22 protein-coding genes are annotated in these 20,964 nt (G+C 69.3%); 6 read left to right on the plus strand and 16 right to left on the minus strand.

The genetic code is table 11. The annotated features are described in order from the left end of the window. Positions 1–248: 248 nt before the first annotated feature. From F6A08_RS13100 to F6A08_RS13115, 4 genes are all read right to left on the minus strand, one after another. The gene (locus tag F6A08_RS13100) at positions 249–1,223 is read right to left on the minus strand and encodes an AAA family ATPase (protein ID WP_124895733.1); all 975 of its coding nucleotides are present in this window, start codon (positions 1,221–1,223) and stop codon (positions 249–251) included. After that, complete coding sequence (locus tag F6A08_RS13105; RefSeq protein ID WP_225855825.1) at positions 1,220–1,693, minus strand: hypothetical protein; 474 nt, start codon at positions 1,691–1,693, stop codon at positions 1,220–1,222. Before F6A08_RS13105 ends, F6A08_RS13100 begins: the two co-directional genes overlap by 4 nt. Next, entirely contained in the window at positions 1,690–2,445 is a 756-nt protein-coding gene (locus F6A08_RS13110; RefSeq protein ID WP_151459641.1) for a DUF4129 domain-containing protein, read from the minus strand. Before F6A08_RS13110 ends, F6A08_RS13105 begins: the two co-directional genes overlap by 4 nt. 75 nt (positions 2,446–2,520) lie before the next feature. Further along, the gene (locus F6A08_RS13115) at positions 2,521–2,964 is read right to left on the minus strand and encodes a MarR family winged helix-turn-helix transcriptional regulator (protein WP_017202796.1); all 444 of its coding nucleotides are present in this window, start codon (positions 2,962–2,964) and stop codon (positions 2,521–2,523) included. Positions 2,965–3,008: 44 nt separating this feature from the next. On the opposite strand from F6A08_RS13115, the gene F6A08_RS13120 reads away from it, so the two are divergent. Continuing rightward, the gene (locus F6A08_RS13120; protein WP_192576763.1) at positions 3,009–3,251 is read left to right on the plus strand and encodes a hypothetical protein; all 243 of its coding nucleotides are present in this window, start codon (positions 3,009–3,011) and stop codon (positions 3,249–3,251) included. Between the two features lie 3 nt (positions 3,252–3,254). Here F6A08_RS13120 and F6A08_RS13125 read toward each other — a convergent pair whose 3' ends face one another. The 10 genes from F6A08_RS13125 to rpsA form a co-directional block, all read right to left on the minus strand. Then, complete coding sequence (locus tag F6A08_RS13125) at positions 3,255–3,605, minus strand: TfoX/Sxy family protein (RefSeq protein ID WP_225855826.1); 351 nt, start codon at positions 3,603–3,605, stop codon at positions 3,255–3,257. A 15-nt stretch (positions 3,606–3,620) separates the two neighbouring features. Beyond that, positions 3,621–5,693, minus strand: coding sequence for an excinuclease ABC subunit UvrB (gene uvrB, locus F6A08_RS13130; RefSeq protein ID WP_017202799.1), 2,073 nt, complete (start codon positions 5,691–5,693; stop codon positions 3,621–3,623). Between the two features lie 46 nt (positions 5,694–5,739). Beyond that, on the minus strand, positions 5,740–6,339 hold the full coding sequence (coaE, locus tag F6A08_RS13135) for a dephospho-CoA kinase (protein WP_151459643.1): 600 nt from the start codon (positions 6,337–6,339) through the stop codon (positions 5,740–5,742). Between the two features lie 32 nt (positions 6,340–6,371). Next, complete coding sequence (locus tag F6A08_RS13140) at positions 6,372–6,950, minus strand: CoA-binding protein (RefSeq protein WP_124895737.1); 579 nt, start codon at positions 6,948–6,950, stop codon at positions 6,372–6,374. Then, a complete protein-coding gene (locus F6A08_RS13145; RefSeq protein ID WP_151459644.1) occupies positions 6,947–8,251 on the minus strand; it encodes an O-acetylhomoserine aminocarboxypropyltransferase/cysteine synthase family protein in 1,305 nt (434 codons plus the stop codon). Before F6A08_RS13145 ends, F6A08_RS13140 begins: the two co-directional genes overlap by 4 nt. Continuing rightward, complete coding sequence (acs, locus tag F6A08_RS13150) at positions 8,248–10,257, minus strand: acetate--CoA ligase (protein ID WP_151459645.1); 2,010 nt, start codon at positions 10,255–10,257, stop codon at positions 8,248–8,250. The genes F6A08_RS13145 and acs overlap by 4 nt, the downstream gene beginning before the upstream one ends. Beyond that, positions 10,248–11,105, minus strand: coding sequence for an ABC transporter permease (locus F6A08_RS13155; RefSeq protein WP_151459646.1), 858 nt, complete (start codon positions 11,103–11,105; stop codon positions 10,248–10,250). The genes acs and F6A08_RS13155 overlap by 10 nt, the downstream gene beginning before the upstream one ends. Further along, on the minus strand, positions 11,102–12,142 hold the full coding sequence (locus tag F6A08_RS13160) for an aliphatic sulfonate ABC transporter substrate-binding protein (protein ID WP_151459647.1): 1,041 nt from the start codon (positions 12,140–12,142) through the stop codon (positions 11,102–11,104). Before F6A08_RS13160 ends, F6A08_RS13155 begins: the two co-directional genes overlap by 4 nt. Then, complete coding sequence (locus tag F6A08_RS13165) at positions 12,139–12,981, minus strand: ABC transporter ATP-binding protein (protein WP_124895738.1); 843 nt, start codon at positions 12,979–12,981, stop codon at positions 12,139–12,141. The genes F6A08_RS13160 and F6A08_RS13165 overlap by 4 nt, the downstream gene beginning before the upstream one ends. A 144-nt stretch (positions 12,982–13,125) precedes the next feature. Continuing rightward, complete coding sequence (gene rpsA / locus F6A08_RS13170) at positions 13,126–14,580, minus strand: 30S ribosomal protein S1 (RefSeq protein WP_017202809.1); 1,455 nt, start codon at positions 14,578–14,580, stop codon at positions 13,126–13,128. A 239-nt stretch (positions 14,581–14,819) separates the two neighbouring features. Here rpsA and F6A08_RS13175 point away from each other — a divergent pair, with 239 nt between their 5' ends. The 3 genes from F6A08_RS13175 to F6A08_RS13185 all read left to right on the plus strand — a co-directional run bounded on the left by F6A08_RS13175 (position 14,820) and on the right by F6A08_RS13185 (position 17,187). Further along, positions 14,820–15,380, plus strand: a complete 561-nt coding sequence (locus F6A08_RS13175; RefSeq protein ID WP_151459648.1) for a hypothetical protein — start codon at positions 14,820–14,822, stop codon at positions 15,378–15,380. A 272-nt stretch (positions 15,381–15,652) separates the two neighbouring features. Then, positions 15,653–16,174 (plus strand): hypothetical protein, encoded by a 522-nt coding sequence (locus F6A08_RS13180; protein WP_225855827.1) that lies wholly within the window; start codon positions 15,653–15,655, stop codon positions 16,172–16,174. A gap of 74 nt (positions 16,175–16,248) precedes the next feature. Beyond that, positions 16,249–17,187: a 5'-3' exonuclease gene (locus tag F6A08_RS13185; RefSeq protein ID WP_151459649.1), complete on the plus strand. Its 939-nt coding sequence runs from the start codon at positions 16,249–16,251 to the stop codon at positions 17,185–17,187. A 19-nt stretch (positions 17,188–17,206) separates the two neighbouring features. Here F6A08_RS13185 and F6A08_RS13190 read toward each other — a convergent pair whose 3' ends face one another. Next, positions 17,207–18,193, minus strand: coding sequence for a PHP domain-containing protein (locus tag F6A08_RS13190; RefSeq protein WP_192576764.1), 987 nt, complete (start codon positions 18,191–18,193; stop codon positions 17,207–17,209). 2 nt (positions 18,194–18,195) lie between these two features. Continuing rightward, complete coding sequence (gene trpD, locus F6A08_RS13195; protein ID WP_017202813.1) at positions 18,196–19,266, minus strand: anthranilate phosphoribosyltransferase; 1,071 nt, start codon at positions 19,264–19,266, stop codon at positions 18,196–18,198. Positions 19,267–19,458: 192 nt separating this feature from the next. On the opposite strand from trpD, the gene ctaE reads away from it, so the two are divergent. Further along, positions 19,459–20,112, plus strand: coding sequence for an aa3-type cytochrome oxidase subunit III (gene ctaE / locus F6A08_RS13200; RefSeq protein ID WP_026049806.1), 654 nt, complete (start codon positions 19,459–19,461; stop codon positions 20,110–20,112). 20 nt (positions 20,113–20,132) lie between these two features. Continuing rightward, on the plus strand, positions 20,133–20,933 hold the full coding sequence (gene qcrC, locus F6A08_RS13205) for a cytochrome bc1 complex diheme cytochrome c subunit (RefSeq protein WP_026049807.1): 801 nt from the start codon (positions 20,133–20,135) through the stop codon (positions 20,931–20,933). Positions 20,934–20,964 lie beyond the last annotated feature (31 nt).

Below are 20,964 nucleotides of genomic sequence, written 5' to 3' on the forward strand. Positions count from 1 at the left end.
CACGTGCACCTCGGGCGTGGCATCCGAGCCCCCTGGCCGTGCGCGGAGCTCGATCGCGACCACGTCATCCGGGGGTCGGCGCCACAGCGCCCATGCCGTGCCGAGCGCGAGCGGCAGGCCGATGGCGATGACGTCCGGGCGCGACAGGGCGAGTCCCACGGCTGCGAGCAGCGTCGCTCCCGCGATGCCGATCGCGATGACGGGCGTGCGCCGCCAGGTCACGGGCGCGCGGACGCGGATCGGCTCGGTCACGGGCGCACAGCCACGGTGGGCGGCACGGGCGTCGTCGCGACGACGGTCGCGACGACGGAACGCGGATCCGTTCCCTGCGCCCAGGCCTGCGGCGTCAAGGTGAGACGGTGGGCGAGCACGGGCTCCGCGATGCGCTTGAGGTCGTCGGGGCGCACGTAGTCCCGCCCGTCGAGGGCGGCCAGGGCGCGTCCGAGCAGCACCAGCGCCTGAGATCCGCGCGGCGAGGCGCCGACGGCGACGTTCGCGGCATCCCGTGTGCCCCGGGCGAGGTCGACGCTGTACCGCGCGATGTCGCCGTCGACGTGGATCCGCTCGACCGCCGCCTGGAGGGCGACCAGTTCGGCGGTGTCGATGACCTGTTCCACGCGCACGTCCGGGTTCTGCCTCCGCACCCGGTCGAGGATGATCCGCGACTCCTCGTCGGGCGAGGGATAGCCGACGGCGAGGCGCACCATGAAGCGGTCCAGCTGTGCCTCGGGGAGGGCGTAGGTGCCCTCGTATTCGATGGGATTCGACGTCGCGATGACATGGAACGGACGCGGGAGCGGGAAGCTGTTGCCCTCGACGGTGACCTGGCCCTCCGCCATCGCCTCGAGCATCGCCGATTGGGTCTTGGGCGTCGTGCGGTTCACTTCGTCGGCCAGAAGCAGCCCGGTGAAGATCGGACCGGGCCGGAACACGAAGTCGCCCGTCGACGGCGCGTACACGTACGAGCCCGTGACATCTCCGGGGAGCATGTCGGGCGTGCACTGCAGCCGACGGAAGTCGAGGCCGAGCGCGGAGGCCAGACTCCGCGCCGCGAGCGTCTTGCCGAGACCGGGGACGTCCTCGAAGAGCACATGCCCGCCCGCCAGGATCGCGGCGAGAGCGACCGTGAGCGGCTCATCCATGCCGACGACTCCCCCTCGCACGCTGTCGAGCACTCTGCGACCGATCTCTGCGATCCGGGTCGTCTCCACGCTGTCGGTCATCGGTTCTCCTCCAGGTCGTTCGGGATGCGGTCGAGGGCGTCGAGCACGAGCTCGATGTCGGTGCGCCGGACTTCCCGGCGGCGCAGGGCGTCGCGCACGCCGTCGCCGAGGATCGCGTCGATGCGGGCGTGCTGCTCCGGATCGTCGAGGTCGAGGCCGTGGTGCGCGAGGCGTCGCCGCAGCACGCCCTGGACGCGCCGCACCACGAGGTGTCCGGCGACTCCGGTGCGGGTGTTGATCGCCCAGGCCATCCGCGAGACCTCGGAGCCGCGCGAAGGGCGGGTCGGCTTCGCCGGCGGCCATGCGGCGCCCTCGTCGAAGAAGACCTGGCGGCCGACCACGCCGATCGCCAGCAGCACGATCATCCAGGCGACGACGAACGGAACGGGAAAGCCGAGCCAGCCGAGCACGAAGACCACGACGACGGCCACGACCGCACCGCCCCCGAGCAGCAGCACACGGGCCGTCATCGCCACGCCGCCTGGACTCCGCGCAGGCAGGCCGCGGCGGTCTGTCGGTCCTGCTCGTCGGCGTCGTGTCCGCCGAAGCGGACCGCTTCGTAGAGGGCGAGCAGCGTGCGCACGTCGGAGGCGACCCCGGCGCGCCCGCCGATGATCCGCGCCGTGAACTCGGACGGCGTCTCGTTCGACGCCCGGGGGGTGCCGGCGTCGGAGGCGGATTCCTCCAGACCCACCCAGGCCGCCACGATGCCGTCCCCGGGTGCCGGGCGAGCATCGATCGTGCGGAGCGCCCCGTCGATGCCGCGGCGGATGGCCGCCGCATCGGGGTCGGCATCCGTCATCGCGCCGCGGGCGGGGAGAGTGTCGGTCAGCGCGGCGTTCTGCCGTGCGAGCGGACGGTCGCGCCAGAGCCGTCGGAGGAATCGGATCAGCTGACGCAGGCCGAGGAAGGCCACGGTCAGGACGACGGCGATGATCAGGGTCGCGAGCACCGTGCCGACGATCGTCGCGAGCGGCGAGTCCGCCGGCGGCTCGATCGGCGGAGAGGTGTCCATCGGCAGCGGCGAAGCAGCCTCCTCCCGCGGCTCCTGGACGGGACCGTCCAGCGGCCATGCCCCGAACTGAGGACGGCCCTGCGCGGCCGCGGTGAACATGACGATGGCGAAAAGCGCCGTGATCGCGACGAACGAGAGCAGAAGGGCTCCCGGTCGACGCTTCCCCGCGCGCACCGGCTCCGTCTCGGAGGCCTCGACGCGCAGCATGCCTCCACCCTAGAGGTCACCGGCGCGGGCGCGGTCGCGGACACCGGACCCCGTGAGGGAATGACCCCCTGTGTCTCAGCCGAGATCGGGGCGGCGGCCCGCGAAGGGCGCGAGTCCGTCCCGGAGCGCAGCGATCTCGCCGATATCCATGCCGACAGCCGCCATCACCTGACGCGGCACGTCGACGGCCCGGTCCCGCAGCGTCATCCCCGCGTCCGTGAGCGTGATCTCCAGTCGCCGTTCGTCCTCGGTGCTGCGCTGGCGGGCGACCAGCCCGTCCGCCTCCAGTCGTTTCACCAGGGGTGACGCGGTGGCCGGCTCCAGCGCGAGGTCGGCGGCGAGATCGTTGAGCGTGCGCGGCGATCGCTCCCAGAGCGCCAGCATGACGAGGTACTGCGGGTGCGTCAGGCCCATCGGCTCGAGGATCGGCCGATAGAGCGCGACGACGTTGCGCGCTGCCGTCACCAGGGCGAAGCAGAGCTGGTTCTCCAGACGGAGCAGGTCATCGGATGCGATCACAAGGCGACTATACATCGGCACTAATCATTAGTACACTAATGAACATGTCTCACGACCCCGACCGCCCGCCGCTCCGCACCCGCATCCGTGAAGCCGGAGGGCTGTACTCCTGGGTCAACTCGAACCTCATCCGGTTCGCGGGACCCGCCTCGGTCGGGCCGTACGAAAAGACCCCGCCGCCCAGCGCGGCGGAGCGTGCCGAACGCGCCTGCCCCCTGTGCGGCGCTCCGATGACGCAGCATGAGATCGACCGCTCCGGCCCGAAGCCCCTGGTGCACTGCCCGTAGCGGTCACTCCGATTCCGAGTCGGCGACGGCCGATCCCGTCGACTCGCGCGCGACGTCGAGCCAGAACATCAGAGCCGTGTCGTCGCCCAACACCTCCGGGACCACGTCCAACCAGCCCGCGCTCATCGTGCGCGCTCCCATCACCGCGCGCGATACCCCCGGCTGCGTGAGCAGCGCGGCACCGTTCTCGTCATCGACGCGAACCAGGAGGACGCCGCCCGGCCGCGCCCCGACGAGGATCCGGCCGTCGTCCAGGAACGCCCTGGTCCCGAACATGCGCCGCTCCTCGATCGCGGCGTCCGCGCTCAGGAGCGCCCTCACCCGGTCCGCGAGCTCGTTCCCAGCCGCATCCATCCGATCGACTCCTGCCTAGGCGTGCCCGGCCCGCTCCATCGCGCGGAGTTCCTTCTTGAGATCCTGCACCTCGTCGCGCAGACGGCCGGCGAGCTCGAACTTCAGTTCCGCTGCGGCCGCCAGCATCTGATCGGACAGATCCTGGATCGTGGCCTCGAGCTGCTGCGCTCCCTCGGCGGCGATGCCCGTACGGCGCAGGTTCGGTGTCGGGGACTTGCCCTTGCCCGTCGCGCGCCCCCGACCCGACATCATCTCGGCCGTATCCGCGCCCTCGCGCGCCAGCACCTCGGTGATGTCGGCGATGCGCTTGCGGAGCGGCTGCGGATCGATGCCGTGCTCCTTGTTGTAGGCGACCTGCTTCTCGCGACGACGATCGGTCTCCTCGATCGCCTTGGCCATCGAGTCCGTCATCTTGTCGGCGTACATGTGCACCTCGCCGGAGACGTTGCGGGCCGCGCGACCGATCGTCTGGATCAGTGACGTGCCCGAGCGCAGGAAGCCCTCCTTGTCGGCGTCGAGGATCGCGACGAGCGAGACCTCCGGCAGGTCGAGACCCTCACGCAGCAGGTTGATGCCGACGAGGACGTCGTACACGCCGGCACGCAGTTCGCTGAGCAACTCGACGCGGCGGAGCGTGTCAACGTCGGAGTGCAGGTAGCGCACCCGCACGCCGTGCTCGCCGAGGAAGTCCGTGAGCTCCTCCGCCATCTTCTTGGTGAGGGTCGTCACCAGCACGCGTTCGTCGCGCTCGACACGCACCCGGATCTCCTCGAGGAGGTCGTCGATCTGCCCCTTCGACGGCTTCACGACGATCTCCGGGTCGACGAGGCCGGTCGGGCGGATGATCTGCTCCACCACGCCGTCGGCGATGCCCATCTCGTACTTGCCCGGCGTCGCCGAGAGGTAGACGGTCTGACCGACGCGGTTCTTGAACTCATCCCACCGCAACGGCCGGTTGTCCATCGCGCTCGGCAACCGGAAGCCGTGGTCGACGAGGGTGCGCTTGCGGGACGCGTCGCCCTCGTACATCGCGCCGATCTGCGGCACGGTCACGTGCGACTCGTCGATCACCAGCAGGAAGTCGTCCGGGAAGAAGTCGAGCAGCGTGTGCGGCGGCTCGCCCGGCATGCGGCCGTCCATGTGCCGCGAGTAGTTCTCGATGCCCGAGCAGAAGCCGAGCTGCTGGAGCATCTCGAGGTCGAACGTCGTGCGCATGCGCAGACGCTGGGCCTCGAGCAGCTTGCCCTGACGCTCGAACTCCTTCAGCCGCTCCTCGAGCTCGTGCTCGATCGTCCCGATGGAGCGCTGGATGACATCGGTGCCTGCCACGTAGTGGGAGGCGGGGAAGATCGGCACGGCGTCGAGCTTCTCGATGACCTCGCCCGTGAGCGGGTGCAGTGAGTACAGCGCCTCGATCTCGTCGCCGAAGAGCTCGATGCGGATCGCGTGCTCCTCGTAGACGGGGATGATCTCGATGGTGTCGCCGCGCACCCGGAAGTTCCCCCGCGAGAAGTCGACGTCGTTGCGGTTGTACTGCATGGCGATGAACTGGCGGATCAGCGCATCGCGGTCGTAACGCTCCCCCACCTGCAGCGCGACCATCGCCCGGAGGTACTCCTCCGGGGCGCCGAGACCGTAGATGCAGGAGACGGTCGAGACGACGACGACATCGCGGCGGCTGAGCAGCGAGTTGGTGGTCGAGTGCCGCAGCCGTTCGACCTCGGAGTTGATCGACGAGTCCTTCTCGATGAAGGTGTCCGTCTGGGGCACGTAGGCCTCTGGCTGGTAGTAGTCGTAGTACGAGACGAAGTACTCGACGGCGTTGTTCGGCATCAGTTCGCGGAACTCGTTGGCGAGCTGTGCGGCGAGGGTCTTGTTGTGCGCGAGCACGAGTGTCGGGCGCTGCACCTGCTCGACGAGCCAGGCAGTGGTCGCGGACTTTCCGGTACCGGTGGCGCCGAGCAGCACCACATCGGTCTCTCCGGCGTTGATGCGCGCTGCGAGCTCGGCGATCGCCTGCGGCTGGTCTCCGGCCGGCGCGTACTCGCTGATGACCTCGAAGGGACGGACACTGCGCGTGGGTTGCATACCTCCAGCGTATGCCGCCCCTCCGACATCGAGGCCGTGTCCGCCCTCAGCGTGCGTTGAGCCGTTCCCAGAGCGCGTCGGTCTGCTCGCGCGTCCGCTCGATGGTGTCCGAGGTGTCGATCACGACGTCGGCGATCGCGAGTCGACGGTCGTCCGAGACCTGGGCGTCGATCCGCTCCTGTGCGGCCCGCTCGTCCATGCCCCGCAGCTCCACGAGACGGCGATGGCGGATCGCTGCCGGCGCGTGAGCGACGACGATGACGTCCCACGGATCGTCGACGCGCGCTTCCACCAGAAGCGGAACGTCGTACACGACCACGGCGTCGGGGTCGGCGGCCAGAGCCGCGTCGAATCGGCGCTGCGACTCCTCCCGCACCGCGGGGTGCACGATCGCGTTCAGCTGCGCGAGCTGGTCGGGGTCGCCGAACACGGTCGCCCCCAGCGCGGCCCGGTCGAGCGAGCCGTCCGCGGCGATCACCGCGCCGCCGAACGTGTCGGCGATCCGTGCGAGCACGGGCGAGCCCGGGGACTGCACGTCGCGCACGATCTGGTCGGCGTCCACGACGACGGCGCCGTGCTCGGCCAGGCGCCGCGCGATGGTCGACTTGCCGGACGCGATGCCTCCGGTGAGCGCGATGAGGGGCATGCCGCCAGTCTAGGCTCGGCGGCCGACGCCCCTCACCTCGCCAGCAGCTGCCGCCGGGAGCTGATCACTCCCGTGTCGAACCCGGCGAGGTGCAGGCCGCCGTGGAACCGCGCATGTTCGATCTTGATGCAGCGGTCCATCACCACCGACAGCCCCGCTCCCTCGGCGATCGCCGCGGCATCCTCGTTCCACGAGCCGAGCTGCAGCCACAGCGTCCGGGCTCCGGCCTCGATCGCCTCCTGCGCGACGCCGGGAAGGTCGTCGTGGCGACGGAACACGTCGACGATGTCCGGCCGCACGGGCAGGTCGCCCAGCGAGGCGTACACGGGCCGGCCGAGGATCTCCGTCTCTCGCGGGTTCACCAGGTACACGTCGTAGGCCGTGCTCGACAGCAGATACGTCGCGACGAAGTACGACGCCCGCGCGGGGTTGTTGGACGCTCCGACGATCGCGACGGACTTCGCGCGGCGGAGCAGACCGAACCGCTCCTGCTGGGAGGGCCCGACCCAGGTCCGCCCCGGCACGGTCGGCGCCGCCCCGGGGAGGGCGCAGGCCGCCGCATCCGTCACGGGAGGCAGTTCGCACGCATCGCCCGCGGTCGTCCCGCTCATCGGTTCGCTCCTGTCGCCGTGGTGAGGGCCTGGTCCAGGTCCCAGATGATGTCGTCGGGGTCTTCCAATCCCACGGAGATGCGGATCAGGTCGGAGCGCACGCCCGCCGCGACGAGCTGCTCGTCGGTGAGCTGACGGTGCGTGGTCGACGCGGGATGGATGACCAGGGTGCGGGCATCGCCGATGTTCGCCAGGTGCGAGGCCAGCTGCAGGTTCTCGATGAGCCGCTCCCCCGCGGCCCGGCCGTCGTCGGCGGCGACGCCGAACGCGAAGACCGAGCCAGGGCCCAGCGGCAGATACTTCGCCGCGCGCTCGTGGTGCGGATGCCCTTCGAGTCCCGCCCAGGTCACGTAGGAGACGCGCGGGTCGGAGGCCAGCCAGTCCGCCACGATGCGCGCGTTGGCCAGGTGCGCATCGATGCGCTGCGGCAGCGTCTCGATGCCCTGGAGGAGGTTGAACGCCGACTGCGGACTGAGTGCGGGGCCGATGTCGCGCAGCTGCTCGGAGCGGAGCTTGGTGAGGAAGCCGTACTCGCCGAAGTTGTCCCACCACTTGATGCCGCCGTACGACTCGACCGGCTCGGTCATCTGCGGGAACTTGCCGTTGCCCCAGTCGAACGTCCCCTTCTCGATCACGACACCGCCCAGGGTGGTGCCGTGGCCGCCGAGGAACTTCGTGACCGAGTGGATGACGATGTCGGCGCCGTGCTCGAGCGGACGCGCGAGGTAGGGGGTGGCGAGGGTCGCGTCCACGACGAGCGGCACACCGGCAGCGTGGGCGACGGCGGCCAGTCCCTCGATGTCGGCGATCTCGCCGGAGGGGTTGCCGATCATCTCGACGTAGACGACCTTCGTCTCCGGCCGGATCGCGTCCGCGAAGTCCGCGGGATCCGTCGAGGCGACGAAGGTGGTCTCCACACCGAAGCGGCGCAGCGTCACGTCCAGCTGCGTCACCGTGCCGCCGTAGAGCTGCGCGGCGGCGACGACGTGATCGCCCGCGCCCACGAGAGCGGCGAACGTGATGAACTCCGCGCTCATGCCGGAGGCGGTCGCGACCGCACCGATGCCGCCTTCGAGCGAGGCCAGACGCTCTTCGAGCGCGGCGACGGTGGGGTTGCCGATCCGGGAGTAGATGTTGCCGTACTTCTGCAGCGCGAACAGGTTCCCCGCATCGGCGGCATCGTCGAACACGAACGACGTGGTCTGGTAGATCGGGACCGCCCTCGCGCCGGTCGAGGCGTCCGGGGTTCCTCCGGCGTGCAGGGCTCTGGTCCGGAACCCGAAGCGGTGTTCTTCCGTCATGATGTCCTCAGTTCAGCGGCGGCGAGCACGTCGGCGATGTCGTCGACGGCCCAGGGGTTCTGCAGCGATGTCGTGTCGCCGAGCGGCGGGGGCTCTCTGCCGATCCGGCGGTCCTGCTCGGCCTCCCACAGCTGCGCCAGGAGTCGCCGCATGATCTTCCCGGAGCGGGTCTTGGGCAGATCGGGCACGACCACGATGTGCTTGGGCTTCGCGACGGGACCGATCGCCGCGGCGACCTGGGCACGCAGCGCGGACGGAGCGACCTCCGCGCGACCGGACGGGGTGACGAAGGCCACCACGGCCTGTCCCGTGACCGGATCGGACACCCCGGCCGAGCCGGCCTCGCCCACGGTGTCGTGCGCGACGAGGGCGGACTCGATCTCGATCGTGGACAGACGGTGGCCCGAGACGTTGACCACGTCGTCGAGGCGGCCCAGGATCCAGATGTAGCCGTCGGCATCCCTCGTCGCCCCGTCACCGGCGACGTAGAACCCGCCGTGCTCTCCCTTGCCGGCATAGGCCGCCCAGTACGCGTCCCGGTACCGCGTCGGGTTCCCCCAGACGGTGCGGGCCATGCCCGGCCACGGTCGACGCACGACCAGCGTGCCGGACCGGCCGGGAGGCACCTCCGCGCCGTCCTCGTCCACGACGGCGACGTCGATCCCCGGCAGTGGTACGGACGCCGAGCCGGGTTTGAGGCTCGTCACACCCGGCAGCGGCGCGATCATCGCGGCGCCGGTCTCGGACTGCCACCAGGTGTCGATGACGGGCAGTTCGTCACGACCGAAGTTCCGGCGGAACCACACCCAGGCCTCGGGGTTGATCGCCTCGCCCACGGTGCCGAGCAGCCGCAGGGTGGAGAGGTCGTGCCCGGCCGGGAGGGCGGAGCCGAACCAGGTCATGAACGTGCGGATCAGCGTGGGAGCCGTGTAGTAGACCGTCACCCCGTAGCGCTCGATGATCTCGAGGTGACGCTCGCGGTGCGGTGCGTCCGGCGTCCCCTCGTAGATGACCTGCGTGAGGCCGTTCGACAGCGGTCCGTAGATCTCGTACGTGTGCGCCGTGACCCAAGCGAGGTCGGCCGTGCACCAGTGCACGTCGTCGGGCCGGGCGTCGAAATGCGCCCAGTGCGCCCAACTCGCCTGCGTCAGGTACCCGCCCGAGGTGTGCACGAGCCCCTTCGGCTTCCCCGTGGTCCCTGAGGTGTAGATGATGAACAGCGGATGCTCGGCGTCGAACGCCTGCGCCTCGTGGCGAGGCGAGGCGGTGTCGACGATGTCGTGCCACCACACGTCACGCCCCGCGGTCCACGGCACCTCCTGCCCGGTTCGACGCAGCACGAGCACATGCTCGAGGTCGGGGAGCCCCGCCGCAGCGAGGTCGGCGGTCGACTTCACCTCGGTGGCCGTCCCGCGCCGGAACTGCCCGTCGCTGGTCACGAGCAGCTTCGCGGCCGTGTCCTCGAGGCGGAAGCGGACCGCCTCCGCGGAGAAGCCCCCGAACACCAGCGAGTGCACGGCGCCGATCCGCGCGCAGGCGAGTGTGATCACGACCGTCTCGACGAGAACGGGGAGATAGATCACGACCCGGTCCCCCGGCTCGATGCCGAGTTCCGTGAGTGCGTTCGCCGCCTGCGAGACCCGCTGCTGGAGGTCGGCGTAGGTCACGGAGACACGGTCGCCGGGCTCGCCCTCGAAGTGCAGGGCGACCTTCTCGCCCCGCCCGGCTTCGACGTGGCGGTCGACGCAGTTCACGGCCACGTTGAGCCTCCCGCCGACGAACCACCGCGCCGCGGGGATCGCCCCGTCGGTCGGCGGCTCCCACTCGTGCGCGGTGCGCCACGGCTCCGCCCATTCCAGACGGCGGGCCGCTTCCTCCCAGAACGCGACCGGATCGGCCGCCGCCCGCGCGTAGGCCTCCCCGGTGACGTTCGCATCCGGGAACGCGTTCGACCGCTCGTAGACGCGGGTCTCCTGCAGCCGCGCTTCCGTGTCGGTCACGTCCATCGGCGCAGCAGGAACTTCTCCAGCAGTGCGAGAACACCGTTGGTGATCGTGCCGAGCAGCGCGAGCAGCACGATGGAGAGCAGGATGCGGTCGACACGACCCGTGCTCTGCGAGTCGGTCAGCAGGAACCCGAGTCCCATCGACGACGCGATCAGCTCCGCCGCGACGAGGAACAGCCAGGCCTGCGCGAGCGCGAGCCGCAGACCGGCCACCACCGAGGGGACGACCGCGGGCAGTTGCACGGTGCGGAACAGCGACCAGCCGCGGAGGCTGAACGAGCGTCCCGCCTCGACCAGTTGCGGGTCGACGTGTCGCAGCGCTGAGGCCACGGTCGTGTAGACCGGGAAGAAGGCTCCGATGGCGATCAGGGTCACCTTGGACTCCTCGCCGATCTGCATCCACAGGATCAGCAGCGGCACCCAGGCGAGCGAGGGCACGGCCCGGACCGCCGCGAGCGTGGGGCTGAGCAGCATGTCACCCAGCCGGGACAGCCCGACGAGTCCCGCGACGGCGAGGCCGATCACCGAGCCGATGGCGAAGCCGAGCAGCACGCGCTGCACCGAGATCGCGATGTGCGTCCACAGCTGTCCGCTCTCCGCCAGTTCCACTCCGGCCTCGAAGACGGCGGCGGGTGCGGGCAGCCGGTACGGCTCGACGAGACCCGATGCGGTGACGATCTGCCAGGTGAGCAGGATCGCAGCGGGCAGCAGCAGCCCGCCGAGGATGCGGACGAGCGGCCGGTCCCCCCAGCGTCGGACTCCGGCGGCAGGGCGTCGACGTCCCGCCGCGGACTCGAGCGCGTCGCGCGAGTCCGCCGGGACGATCACCCGCTGGTCGAGGTCGGTCACTCGTCCCCGACCGCCTTCTTCGCGAAGGTGTCGTTCACGATGGTGGAGAGCGCCTTGTCGACGGATTCCTGTCCGCCCTGGACATCCCCGGACTCGACGAGCACGGGGGCGATCTTCTCCAGCACGGCGACCTGATCCTCCCCCGGGATGCCGCTCACGTCGAGGTTCGAGCGCTCCTGGATGACCGTGGTGGCGACGGCCGGGTCGATCCCGGCGACCTCAGCCAGCAGCGCCGCCGTCTCCTCGGGGTTCTCGAGCGCCCACTCGCGTGCCTGCTCGTACGCGTCGACGACGGCCTGCGCGAGGTCGGGGTGGTTCGTGACGAAGTCCTCGGTCGCGTTGAGGAAGCCGTAGGTGTTGAAGTCGACGTTCCGGTAGATGAGCTTGTCGCCCGACTCCACCTCGGCGGCGGCCATGATGGGGTCGAGGCCCGCCCACGCGTCGACGGAGCCGCCGTCGAGCGCAGCCCGTCCGTCGGCGTGCTGGAGATTCTGCACCTCGACGTCGGCGAGCGAGAGCCCGCCCTCTTCGAGTGCCTGCAGGAGGAAGAAGTAGGGGTCGGTGCCCTTCGTGGCGGCGACGGAGGCGCCCTTGAGGTCTTCCAGCGAGGCGATGCCGCTGTCCGGTCCCACGACGATCGCCGACCATTCCGGCTGCGAGTAGATGTCGATGACCTGGATGGGCGAGCCGTTGGCCCGTGCCAGGAGAGCGGCGGAGCCGGCGGTCGACCCGACGTCGACGGATCCGGATCGCAGCAGCTCGTTGGCCTTGTTGGAGCCGGCGGACTGGATCCACTCGACCTCGACGTCGTCGCCGAGGATCTCCTCGAGGATCCCCTGATCGCGGATCACGAGGCTCAGCGGGTTGTAGGTGGCGAAGTCGATGGACAGCGTGTCGGACGACCACTCCCCGCTCGCCGCGGCGTCGTTGTCGTCGTCGGCCTTGGCGTTCTCGCCGGCCACGCAGCCGGTCGCGACGAGCATCATCGTCCCGGCGATCGCGATCGCAGGGATGATGCGGCGGGTGATGGTGCTCATCGGGACTCCTCGGTGGTGCGGTGGTGGGTGTCGACGCCGAGACCTTCCAGGAGGTCGGCGCGCAGGTCGGCGAGGCCGCGATCGGCGCGGTCCCGCGGGCGGGCGCCCGGCACGGCGACCGTGCGGGCGATCGAGGGCTCGTCGTCGCCGCCGAGCGTGCGCAGCAGCAGCACGCGGTCGGCGAGGTAGAGGGCTTCCTCGACGTCGTGCGTCACGAGCAGGACGGTCGTCGGCTCGGCGGCGTGGATCTCCAACAGCAGGTCGTGCATCCGCAGCCGTGTCAGCGCGTCGAGCGCGCCGAACGGCTCGTCCAGCAGCAGAACACCGGGGTTGCGGGCGAGCGCTCTGGCGAGAGATGCGCGCTGCGCCATACCGCCGGAGACCTCACGGGGCCGCTGGTCGGCGGCGTGCTCGAGGCCCACCAGCTGCAGGAGCTCGCGGACCCGCTCGCGTCCCGCTCGGCGTGCCGTCGAGCGGGGCAGGCCGAGTTCGACGTTCTGGGCGAGCGTGCGCCACGGGAGCAGCCGCGGCTCCTGGAAGGCGATCGCGGTGCGCTCGTCGACGTCGGCGACAGCCGTGCCGTCGAGGCGGATGCGTCCGCCGGTGGGGGCATCGAGACCACCGACGAGGCGGAGGAGCGTGGACTTCCCGCAGCCGGAGGGGCCGACGACGGCCACGATCTCCCCCGCTGCGATGTCGAGGTCCACCCCGCGCAGCACATCGCGGCGGCCCTGCGCGATCGGGAACGACCGCTCGATGCCGTCGAGCCGCACGGCCTGAGCCGCCCCGGCGGACGAGGACGTCACGGCGGTGCGCGGCGCAGGGAGCAGAGCGGTCATTTCTCCATGCTGGCGGGGCGGATGGAATGTTACGAATGCGGCCGTAATGTTCCGTCACGCAGGATCCGTGTCCCCGTGCAGGTATGCGAAAAGGGCCGCCACGCCCGCCGTGAGGCGGGGTGACGGCCCTTGTCCGAGTGTTACTTAGGCGTTGCCACCCGAGAGCTTCTCGCGCAGAGCGGCGAGAGCCTCGTCGTCCGCGAGGGTGCCGGCGCCGGCGGCCTCGCTGGTGAAGGACTGGCCGCCGAAGTCGTCTCCGGCCGCAGCCTCGGCCTCGGCCGCCTTGACGACCTGAGCCTTGTGCGCCTCCCAGCGAGCCTGGGCCGCAGCGTACTCCTGCTCCCATGCCTCGCGCTGAGCGTCGAAGCCTTCCTTCCACGCACCGGTCTCGGCGTCGAAGCCCTCCGGGTACTTGTACTCGCCGTTCTCGTCGTACTCGGCGAGCATGCCGTACAGGGCCGGGTCGAACTCGGTGCCGTTGGGGTCTACCGACTCGTTGGCCTGCTTCAGCGACAGCGAGATGCGACGACGCTCGAGGTCGATGTCGATGACCTTGACGAAGACCTCTTCGCCGACGGAAACGACCTGCTCGGCCAGCTCGACGTGCTTGCTGGAGAGCTCGGAGATGTGGACCAGGCCCTCGATGCCGTCTGCGACGCGCACGAACGCACCGAACGGAACGAGCTTGGTGACCTTACCCGGCGTGACCTGACCGATCGCGTGGGTGCGGGCGAAGACCTGCCACGGGTCCTCCTGCGTCGCCTTCAGCGACAGGGAGACGCGCTCGCGGTCGAGGTCGACCTCGAGGATCTCGACGGTGACCTCCTGGCCCACCTCGACGACCTCGGAGGCGTGCTCGATGTGCTTCCAGGACAGCTCCGAGACGTGCACGAGGCCGTCCACGCCACCCAGGTCGACGAACGCACCGAAGTTGACGATCGACGAGACGACACCCTTGCGGACCTGACCCTTGTGCAGGTTGTTCAGGAACGTGGTGCGCGACTCCGACTGCGTCTGCTCGAGCAGCGCACGGCGGCTCAGGACGACGTTGTTGCGGTTCTTGTCGAGCTCGAGGATCTTCGCCTCGATCTCCTGGCCGAGGTACGGAGTGAGGTCGCGGACGCGGCGCAGCTCGATGAGCGACGCGGGCAGGAAGCCACGGAGTCCGATGTCGACGATGAGTCCACCCTTGACGACCTCGATGACCGTACCGGTGACGACGCCGTCGTTCTCCTTGATCTTCTCGACGTCACCCCAGGCGCGCTCGTACTGCGCACGCTTCTTGGAGAGGATCAGACGGCCTTCCTTGTCCTCCTTCTGGAGAACGAGGGCCTCGACCTGGTCACCGACGGCGACGACCTCGTTGGGGTCGACGTCGTGCTTGATCGAGAGCTCGCGCGAGGGGATGACACCCTCGGTCTTGTATCCGACATCGAGGAGGACCTCATCGCGGTCGATCTTGACGATCGTGCCTTCGATGATGTCGCCGTCGTTGAAGAACTTCAGGGTCTTCTCGACCGCGGCCAGGAAGTCCTCAGCAGATCCGATGTCGTTGATGGCGACCTGCTTGGTGGCCGGGGCGGTCGTTGCGGTAGTCATGTAGTGGGTTGTCCTTGTTGAATGGAGACTCGGGCTGGGAGGCAAAGGCCGCGCACGGCCGACTGCATGCTTCACAGCGGTTGGATTTTGGTTTTCTCGCCACGAGGGCACGCGCATGCACGCCACGAGTGACAGTTCAGGCTATCAGAAGATGGACCGCCCGAGCGAGTCGGATTTCGCAGCGGCCGGCCTGTGGATAACTCATCCGGGCGCTCCCGGGACCGAGTTACCGTGACGGGGTGATTCCGCCGACTCCGCCCCGCGCCCCGCGCCGGTCCGTCCTGCTCCGCATCCTCGCCACCCTCGTGGCCGCCGCCCCGCTCGCCGCCTGCGGCCCCACCCCGGTTCCGACCCCCACCCCGACAGCCGCCTTCGCCTCAGAGGAGGAGGCCTTCGCCGCGGCGGAAAAAGCGTTCGATCTATACGTCGACGCGCTCAATGCCATCGACACCTCGAATCCCGAGACTTTCGAGTCCCTGTTTGATCTCTCAAGCGGCAGCGTCGAGAGCGCCGACCGCAAGAACTTCTCCTCGATGTACGCCACGGGCCAGGTCATCAGCGGCTTAACTCGGGTGCTTTCGTTCGAAGGCGTCCACAGCGAAGCACCATTCGACCAAATCATCTCCGCAGTGTGTCTGGACGTCAGTCAGGTCACGATTACCAACCCGGATGGATCGTCAGCGGTGAGCCCGGATCGCCCCGACGTCTATGCGCTGGAGGTCACGTTCTTAGTCGACGCAGGCGAAATTCTGGTCGATTCAGCAGACTCGAGCGACGCGGTCCAGTGTCCCGCACCGTAGTCCTGCTATGTGTATTTGTCGCGACAGCGCAACTCAGCGGCAGCACACCACCACCGGGATTCTCGGACTTTCTTGCTGGAACGAACGGGCGCAGCGTCACGGTCTCGGGGACGCAGACGACACACTCCCCCGAGGGGAAGCGCGGCCCGCGCGCCGGCTCACCTCGGGCGCCCGAGGCGCCGGGGTATCCACCACACGAGTTCGACTTCGACTCCTGCCTCGACGACTGGAACAGCTCGCGAGGGTGCTTCCGTGCCACCGAGCCGGATGAGGTGAAGCGCTCGGAGCCCGGTCAGGCATCCCCCTCCGCCCGGCCCATCACGATGACCGATCTGGCGCAGTTCGCCCCGGAGAAGATCGCCGTGACGGGCGAGCCGGGCAACCTCGGTATCGCCGGCATGCCGATGAACTTCGTCGCGACGGCGACGACGCACACGCGTACGGGGACGCTCTTCGGCGCTCCCATCGCCGTGCGCTTCACGCCCACGAGCTATGCGTTCGTCCATGGAGACGGCAGCACGGCGACGACGGCCGACGGCGGTCGGACCTGGTCCGCGCTCGGTCAGCTCTCCTTCACTCCGACGGCGACGAGTCACGTCTATGAAGACCGCGGCACATACCTGGCCCACGTCTCCGTGAGATACGCAGCGGAGGTCGATCTCGGCGCAGGGTGGTCCGCGGTCCCTGGCGACCTCACGGTCGACGGTCCGGACAGCGAGATCCGCATCTTCGAAGCGCACACGGCGCTCGTCGCTTTCACGTGCGCCGAGAATCCCGGTGCACCCGGATGCTGATCGCGGCGCGGCGCGGGCGCGGGGCGCGGCGCGCCCGTCGATCCGCTGTCGGGAGTCCGTGACAAACTGTCGCCGTGACCGACCGTCTCATGCTGCTCGATACCGCCAGCCTCTACTTCCGTGCCTTCTATGGCGTGCCGGACAAGGTGACGGCCCCCGACGGCTCGCCCATCAACGCCGCCCGTGGTCTGCTCGACATCATCGCGAAGCTCGTCACGATGTACGAGCCCACGCACGTCATCGCCTGCTGGGATGACGACTGGCGTCCGCAGTGGCGGGTCGACCTCATCCCGAGCTACAAGACGCACCGCGTGGTCGAGGTCGTCGCGAGCGGACCCGACATCGAAGAGGTGCCCGACCCGCTCGAGGCGCAGATCCCCCTCATCCGCGAGACGCTCACCGCTCTCGGTATCCCGATCGTGGGGGTCGCCGAGCATGAGGCGGATGACGTCATCGGCACGCTCGCGACCCACGCCGACATTCCCGTCGACATCGTCACCGGTGATCGCGATCTCTTCCAGCTCGTCGACGACTCCCGAGACGTCAGGGTCATCTACACGGCGCGCGGGATGAGCAACCTCGAGATCGTCACCGACGCGACCGTGGTCGCCAAGTACGGGGTCCTCCCCTCCCAGTACGCGGACTTCGCGACCATGCGCGGCGACGCCTCGGACGGACTCCCCGGCGTCGCCGGCGTCGGAGAGAAGACGGCGGCGACCCTGCTGCAGGCCCACGCCGACCTTGCGGGGATCCGCGCCGCGGCAGAAGCCGGAGAGGGCATGAGCGCCGGGGTGCGGGCGAAGATCCTCGCGGCCTCCGCCTACCTCGACGTCGCCCCGACCGTCGTCGCCGTCGCCACGGCTCTGCCGATCACCGCGCCCGACGTCCCGCTCCGCGTCCTCGACCCCGCCGAGGTGGACGCGGCCACAGCACTCGCCGAGAAATGGAATCTCGGCGGCTCGATGACGCGTGCGCTGGCGGCCGTCTCGAAAGCGGCCAGCCCCGCCGGTTGACCGCCTCGACAGGGGCGGATCATTCCGCCCAGGCGAGCAGGCGCGAAAGGCCCCAGGTCGTGACGATCCGGGAGGCCGGGACTCCGGCGCGCTCGGCCCGCTCGGCGCCGTGGTCGAGGAGGGAGAGCTGACCGGGGGCGTGCGCATCCGAGTCGATCGAGAAGAGGCAGCCCGCCTCGAGCGCGATAGCGATGAGCTCGTCAGGCGGATCCTGTCGCTCCGGTCGCGAGTTGATCTCGACGGCGACCCCGTTCTCGGCGCACGCGGCGAAGACGGCCTTCGCATCGAACTGCGACGGCGGACGGGTTCCCCGGTCCCCCTGCACGAGGCGGCCCGTGCAATGACCGAGCACGTTCACCCGAGGGTGCGCGACGGCGGCGAGCATCCGCGCGGTCATCGGACGGGCATCCATGCGGAGCTTGGAATGCACCGACGCCACGACGATGTCGAGCTCACCGAGCAGCGCGTCTTCCTGATCGAGCGATCCGTCTTCGAGGATGTCGACCTCGATCCCGGCGAGCATCGTGAAGCCGTCGCTCGATTCGGCGCGCACGAGCGGGATCTGCTCGCGGAGCCGCTCCGCCGACAGGCCCCGAGCGACGCGGAGTCGCGGCGAGTGGTCGGTGATCGCCTGATACTCATGACCTTGGGCACGTGCGGCCGCCGCCATGACGGAGATGGGCGTCGTCCCATCCGACCAGTCGGTGTGCGCATGCAGGTCCCCACGGAGCTTGGAGCGGAGCTCCGACACACGCTCGGGCTCCACGTCACCGCGGAGCTCGACGAGGTAGTCGGGCACCTGACCGGCCTGCGCCTGCCGGATCACGGCGAAGGTGGACTCGCCGATGCCCTTGGTCGCACGCAGTCTCGTCGGGTCGGCCCGTACGTCATCCGGCAGATCCTGGAGCGTGGCAGCGGCCTGGCGGAACGCCTTCGCCCGATACCGCGACGCGCGCTCCCTCTCCAGCAGGGAGGCGATCTCGAGCAGCGCGTCGACGGGATCCACGGTCACACCTTCGGAGCCGCCAGCTCGCGGCTCACGCTGATCCACTGGTCGAGCTTCGCCAGCGCACGGCCGTCGTCAACGGCGGCCGACGCCTTCTCATACCCTTCGCGGAGGCGCTCGAGGATCGGCCGCTGCACCTGACCCGCGTCCTGCGACAGCTCGAAGGCGACGATGCCGGCCGCGGCGTTCAGGAGCACGATGTCACGCACAGCTCCCGTCTCGCCCTCGAGCGTGCGACGGAGGACCTCCGCGTTGTGCTGCGGCGATCCGCCGATGAGGTCGGAGAGGTCGGCGATCGGGATGCCGAGGTCCCGCGGGTCGAGGTCGTGCTCGTGGATGTCTCCGCGCGTGACCTCCCAGATCCGGCTGTGCCCCGTCGTCGTCAGCTCGTCCAGGCCGTCGTCCCCGCGGAAGACCAGGGCGGTCGCACCGCGCGTGCGGAACACCCCGGTGATCAGCGGCACGCGCTCGATCTGGGCGACGCCGACGGCGTTCGCCTCCGCTCGGGCCGGGTTGCACAGCGGGCCGAGCATGTTGAACACCGTCGGCACGCCGAGCTCCGCCCGCACGGGACCCGCGTGCTTGAAACCAGGGTGGAATGCGCCGGCCCACGCGAACGTGATGCCGGTCCGGTCGAGGATCGAGGCGACGGAGGCGGGGTCGAGCGAGAGCTCGAGGCCGAGAGCACCGAGCACGTCCGAGGAGCCGGAGGCCGAGCTGGCGGCGCGGTTGCCGTGCTTGACGACGGGGACCCCGGTCGCGCCGATGATGATCGCGGCGGTCGTCGAGACGTTCACGGTGCCGACGCGATCTCCGCCGGTGCCGACGATGTCGAGCACGTCGGGCGAGACGGGAAGAGGCACCGCGGCTTCGAGGATCGCATCGCGGAATCCGACGATCTCGTCGATCGTCTCCCCCTTGGCGCGGAGCGCGACGAGGAACCCTGCGAGCTGGGCCTCGCTCACGCCACCCTGCATGATCCTGCGCATCGCCCAGGTCGACTCCCAGACGCTGAGATCGCGACGCTCCAGAAGCGAGGTGAGCACGTCGGACCAGGTCAGCGAATCAGCCATGTGTGCGATCCTATCGGCGCGGAGAAAACGTGCAGATGCTTCCGCGACGCCGCCCGCCCCGCGACCACCCCCTGTTTCCCGCGGATTCACCGGGTATTCGCAGTGTTTTCTTAGGGTCCCCTAAGTCCTCGAGAGGCGAATCGAGGGGCGTCAGTGCAAGAATCACGCCCGGGGATCGGCCATAATGGAGGGGTGACGACCTCAGCGACGTATGCCCCGGCGGCGAGAACCATTAAGCGGCCCAACCCGGTAGCTGTCGGCACCATTGTGTGGCTCGGCAGTGAGGTGATGTTCTTCGCGGGACTCTTCGCGATCTACTTCACCCTTCGCAGCACCTCCCCGGAGCTGTGGGCCGACCGGACCGAGCTCCTGAACGTTCCGTTCGCAGCCGTCAACACGGCGATCCTCGTGCTCTCCTCCTTCACGTGCCAGATGGGCGTGTTCGCGGCAGAGGACCTGCAGCCCTACAAGCTCGGCAAGGGCTTGAAGAACGGCGCAGGCCGCCGTCGCCTCTTCGGCTGGGGAATGGTCGAGTGGTTCTTCCTCACCTTCGCCCTCGGCGCGATCTTCGTGTCCGGCCAGGTCTGGGAGTACGCGCAGCTCGTCGCTGAAGGCATGCCGATCAACGCCGACTCCTACGCTTCCGCGTTCTACCTGACGACCGGCTTCCACGCCCTGCACGTCACCGGTGGACTCGTCGCGTTCCTGCTCGTCATCGGCCGCGCATACGCCGTCAAGAACTTCCGGCACAAGGAGGCGACCTCCTCGATCGTGGTGTCCTACTACTGGCACTTCGTCGACGTCGTCTGGATCGTGCTGTTCCTCGTTATCTACTTCCTGAAATAAGAGCGGAGCTGATCCCTGAGATGGCACGAGAGAAGAAGCACCGTTCCCGCGGTCGTCGCAGCCCTTTGGCGGCGGCCGCCCTCATCGGCGCAGGCCTCCTGATCACCGGAGCCGTGTACGCCGGCGCATCCGCGGCTTTCGCCGCATCGGACACGCAGTCCGCGTCCACGCAGCTGACGGTCGAGGACGGCGAGAAGCTGTTCCAGGCCAACTGCGCCACCTGCCACGGTCTCGACCTGCAGGGAACCGCCAACGGCCCGAGCCTCTACGGCGTCGGCGAGCTGGCGACCGAGTTCCAGCTGTCGACCGGTCGCATGCCGCTGCAGATGCAGGGCCCGCAGGCACCGCAGAAGGCTCCGCAGTTCACGGAGGACCAGATCCTCGCGATCTCGTCGTACGTGCAGTCCGAGGCCCCCGGCCCGACCTTCCCCGAAGAGCGCCTGCTCGACGGTGAGGGCGACGTCGCGCACGGCGCCGAGCTGTTCCGCGTGAACTGCGCGATGTGCCACAACGTGGCCGCTGCCGGCGGTGCGCTCACCGAGGGCAAGTACGCCCCCGCTCTGACCGAGACCAGCGCGCTGCACATCTACGCCGCGATGGTCACCGGCCCGCAGAACATGCCGGTCTTCGGCGACATGAACCTGTCCGACGAGGACAAGCGCGACATCATCTCGGCTCTGCTCTTCCAGCAGCAGTCCGTGCAGATCGGCGGATTCTCGCTCGGATCGCTCGGACCGGTCTCCGAGGGCCTGTTCGTGTGGATCTTCGGTATCGGCGCGCTCGTCGCCGTGACCGTGTGGATCACGGCGAAGTCCAACTGACGCTTATTCATCGAAGAGGAACGTACGAGGA

The sequence above is a fragment of the Microbacterium algeriense genome, assembly GCF_008868005.1.
Lineage (GTDB): Bacteria > Actinomycetota > Actinomycetes > Actinomycetales > Microbacteriaceae > Microbacterium > Microbacterium algeriense.

Excerpts from the sequence above, each read along its gene's own strand:
- acs (WP_151459645.1), bottom strand. The coding sequence starts at position 10,257 with ATGGACGTGACCGACACGGAAGCGCGGCTGCAGGAGACCCGCGTCTAC.
- coaE (WP_151459643.1), bottom strand. The coding sequence starts at position 6,339 with ATGCCCCTCATCGCGCTCACCGGAGGCATCGCGTCCGGCAAGTCGACC.
- F6A08_RS13165 (WP_124895738.1), bottom strand. The coding sequence starts at position 12,981 with ATGACCGCTCTGCTCCCTGCGCCGCGCACCGCCGTGACGTCCTCGTCC.
- F6A08_RS13120 (WP_192576763.1), top strand. The coding sequence starts at position 3,009 with ATGTCTCACGACCCCGACCGCCCGCCGCTCCGCACCCGCATCCGTGAA.
- F6A08_RS13125 (WP_225855826.1), bottom strand. The coding sequence starts at position 3,605 with ATGGATGCGGCTGGGAACGAGCTCGCGGACCGGGTGAGGGCGCTCCTG.
- qcrC (WP_026049807.1), top strand. The coding sequence starts at position 20,133 with ATGGCACGAGAGAAGAAGCACCGTTCCCGCGGTCGTCGCAGCCCTTTG.
- F6A08_RS13145 (WP_151459644.1), bottom strand. The coding sequence starts at position 8,251 with ATGACGGAAGAACACCGCTTCGGGTTCCGGACCAGAGCCCTGCACGCC.
- F6A08_RS13160 (WP_151459647.1), bottom strand. The coding sequence starts at position 12,142 with ATGAGCACCATCACCCGCCGCATCATCCCTGCGATCGCGATCGCCGGG.
- trpD (WP_017202813.1), bottom strand. The coding sequence starts at position 19,266 with ATGGCTGATTCGCTGACCTGGTCCGACGTGCTCACCTCGCTTCTGGAG.
- F6A08_RS13110 (WP_151459641.1), bottom strand. The coding sequence starts at position 2,445 with ATGCTGCGCGTCGAGGCCTCCGAGACGGAGCCGGTGCGCGCGGGGAAG.
- rpsA (WP_017202809.1), bottom strand. The coding sequence starts at position 14,580 with ATGACTACCGCAACGACCGCCCCGGCCACCAAGCAGGTCGCCATCAAC.
- F6A08_RS13100 (WP_124895733.1), bottom strand. The coding sequence starts at position 1,223 with ATGACCGACAGCGTGGAGACGACCCGGATCGCAGAGATCGGTCGCAGA.
- uvrB (WP_017202799.1), bottom strand. The coding sequence starts at position 5,693 with ATGCAACCCACGCGCAGTGTCCGTCCCTTCGAGGTCATCAGCGAGTAC.
- F6A08_RS13105 (WP_225855825.1), bottom strand. The coding sequence starts at position 1,693 with ATGACGGCCCGTGTGCTGCTGCTCGGGGGCGGTGCGGTCGTGGCCGTC.
- F6A08_RS13140 (WP_124895737.1), bottom strand. The coding sequence starts at position 6,950 with ATGAGCGGGACGACCGCGGGCGATGCGTGCGAACTGCCTCCCGTGACG.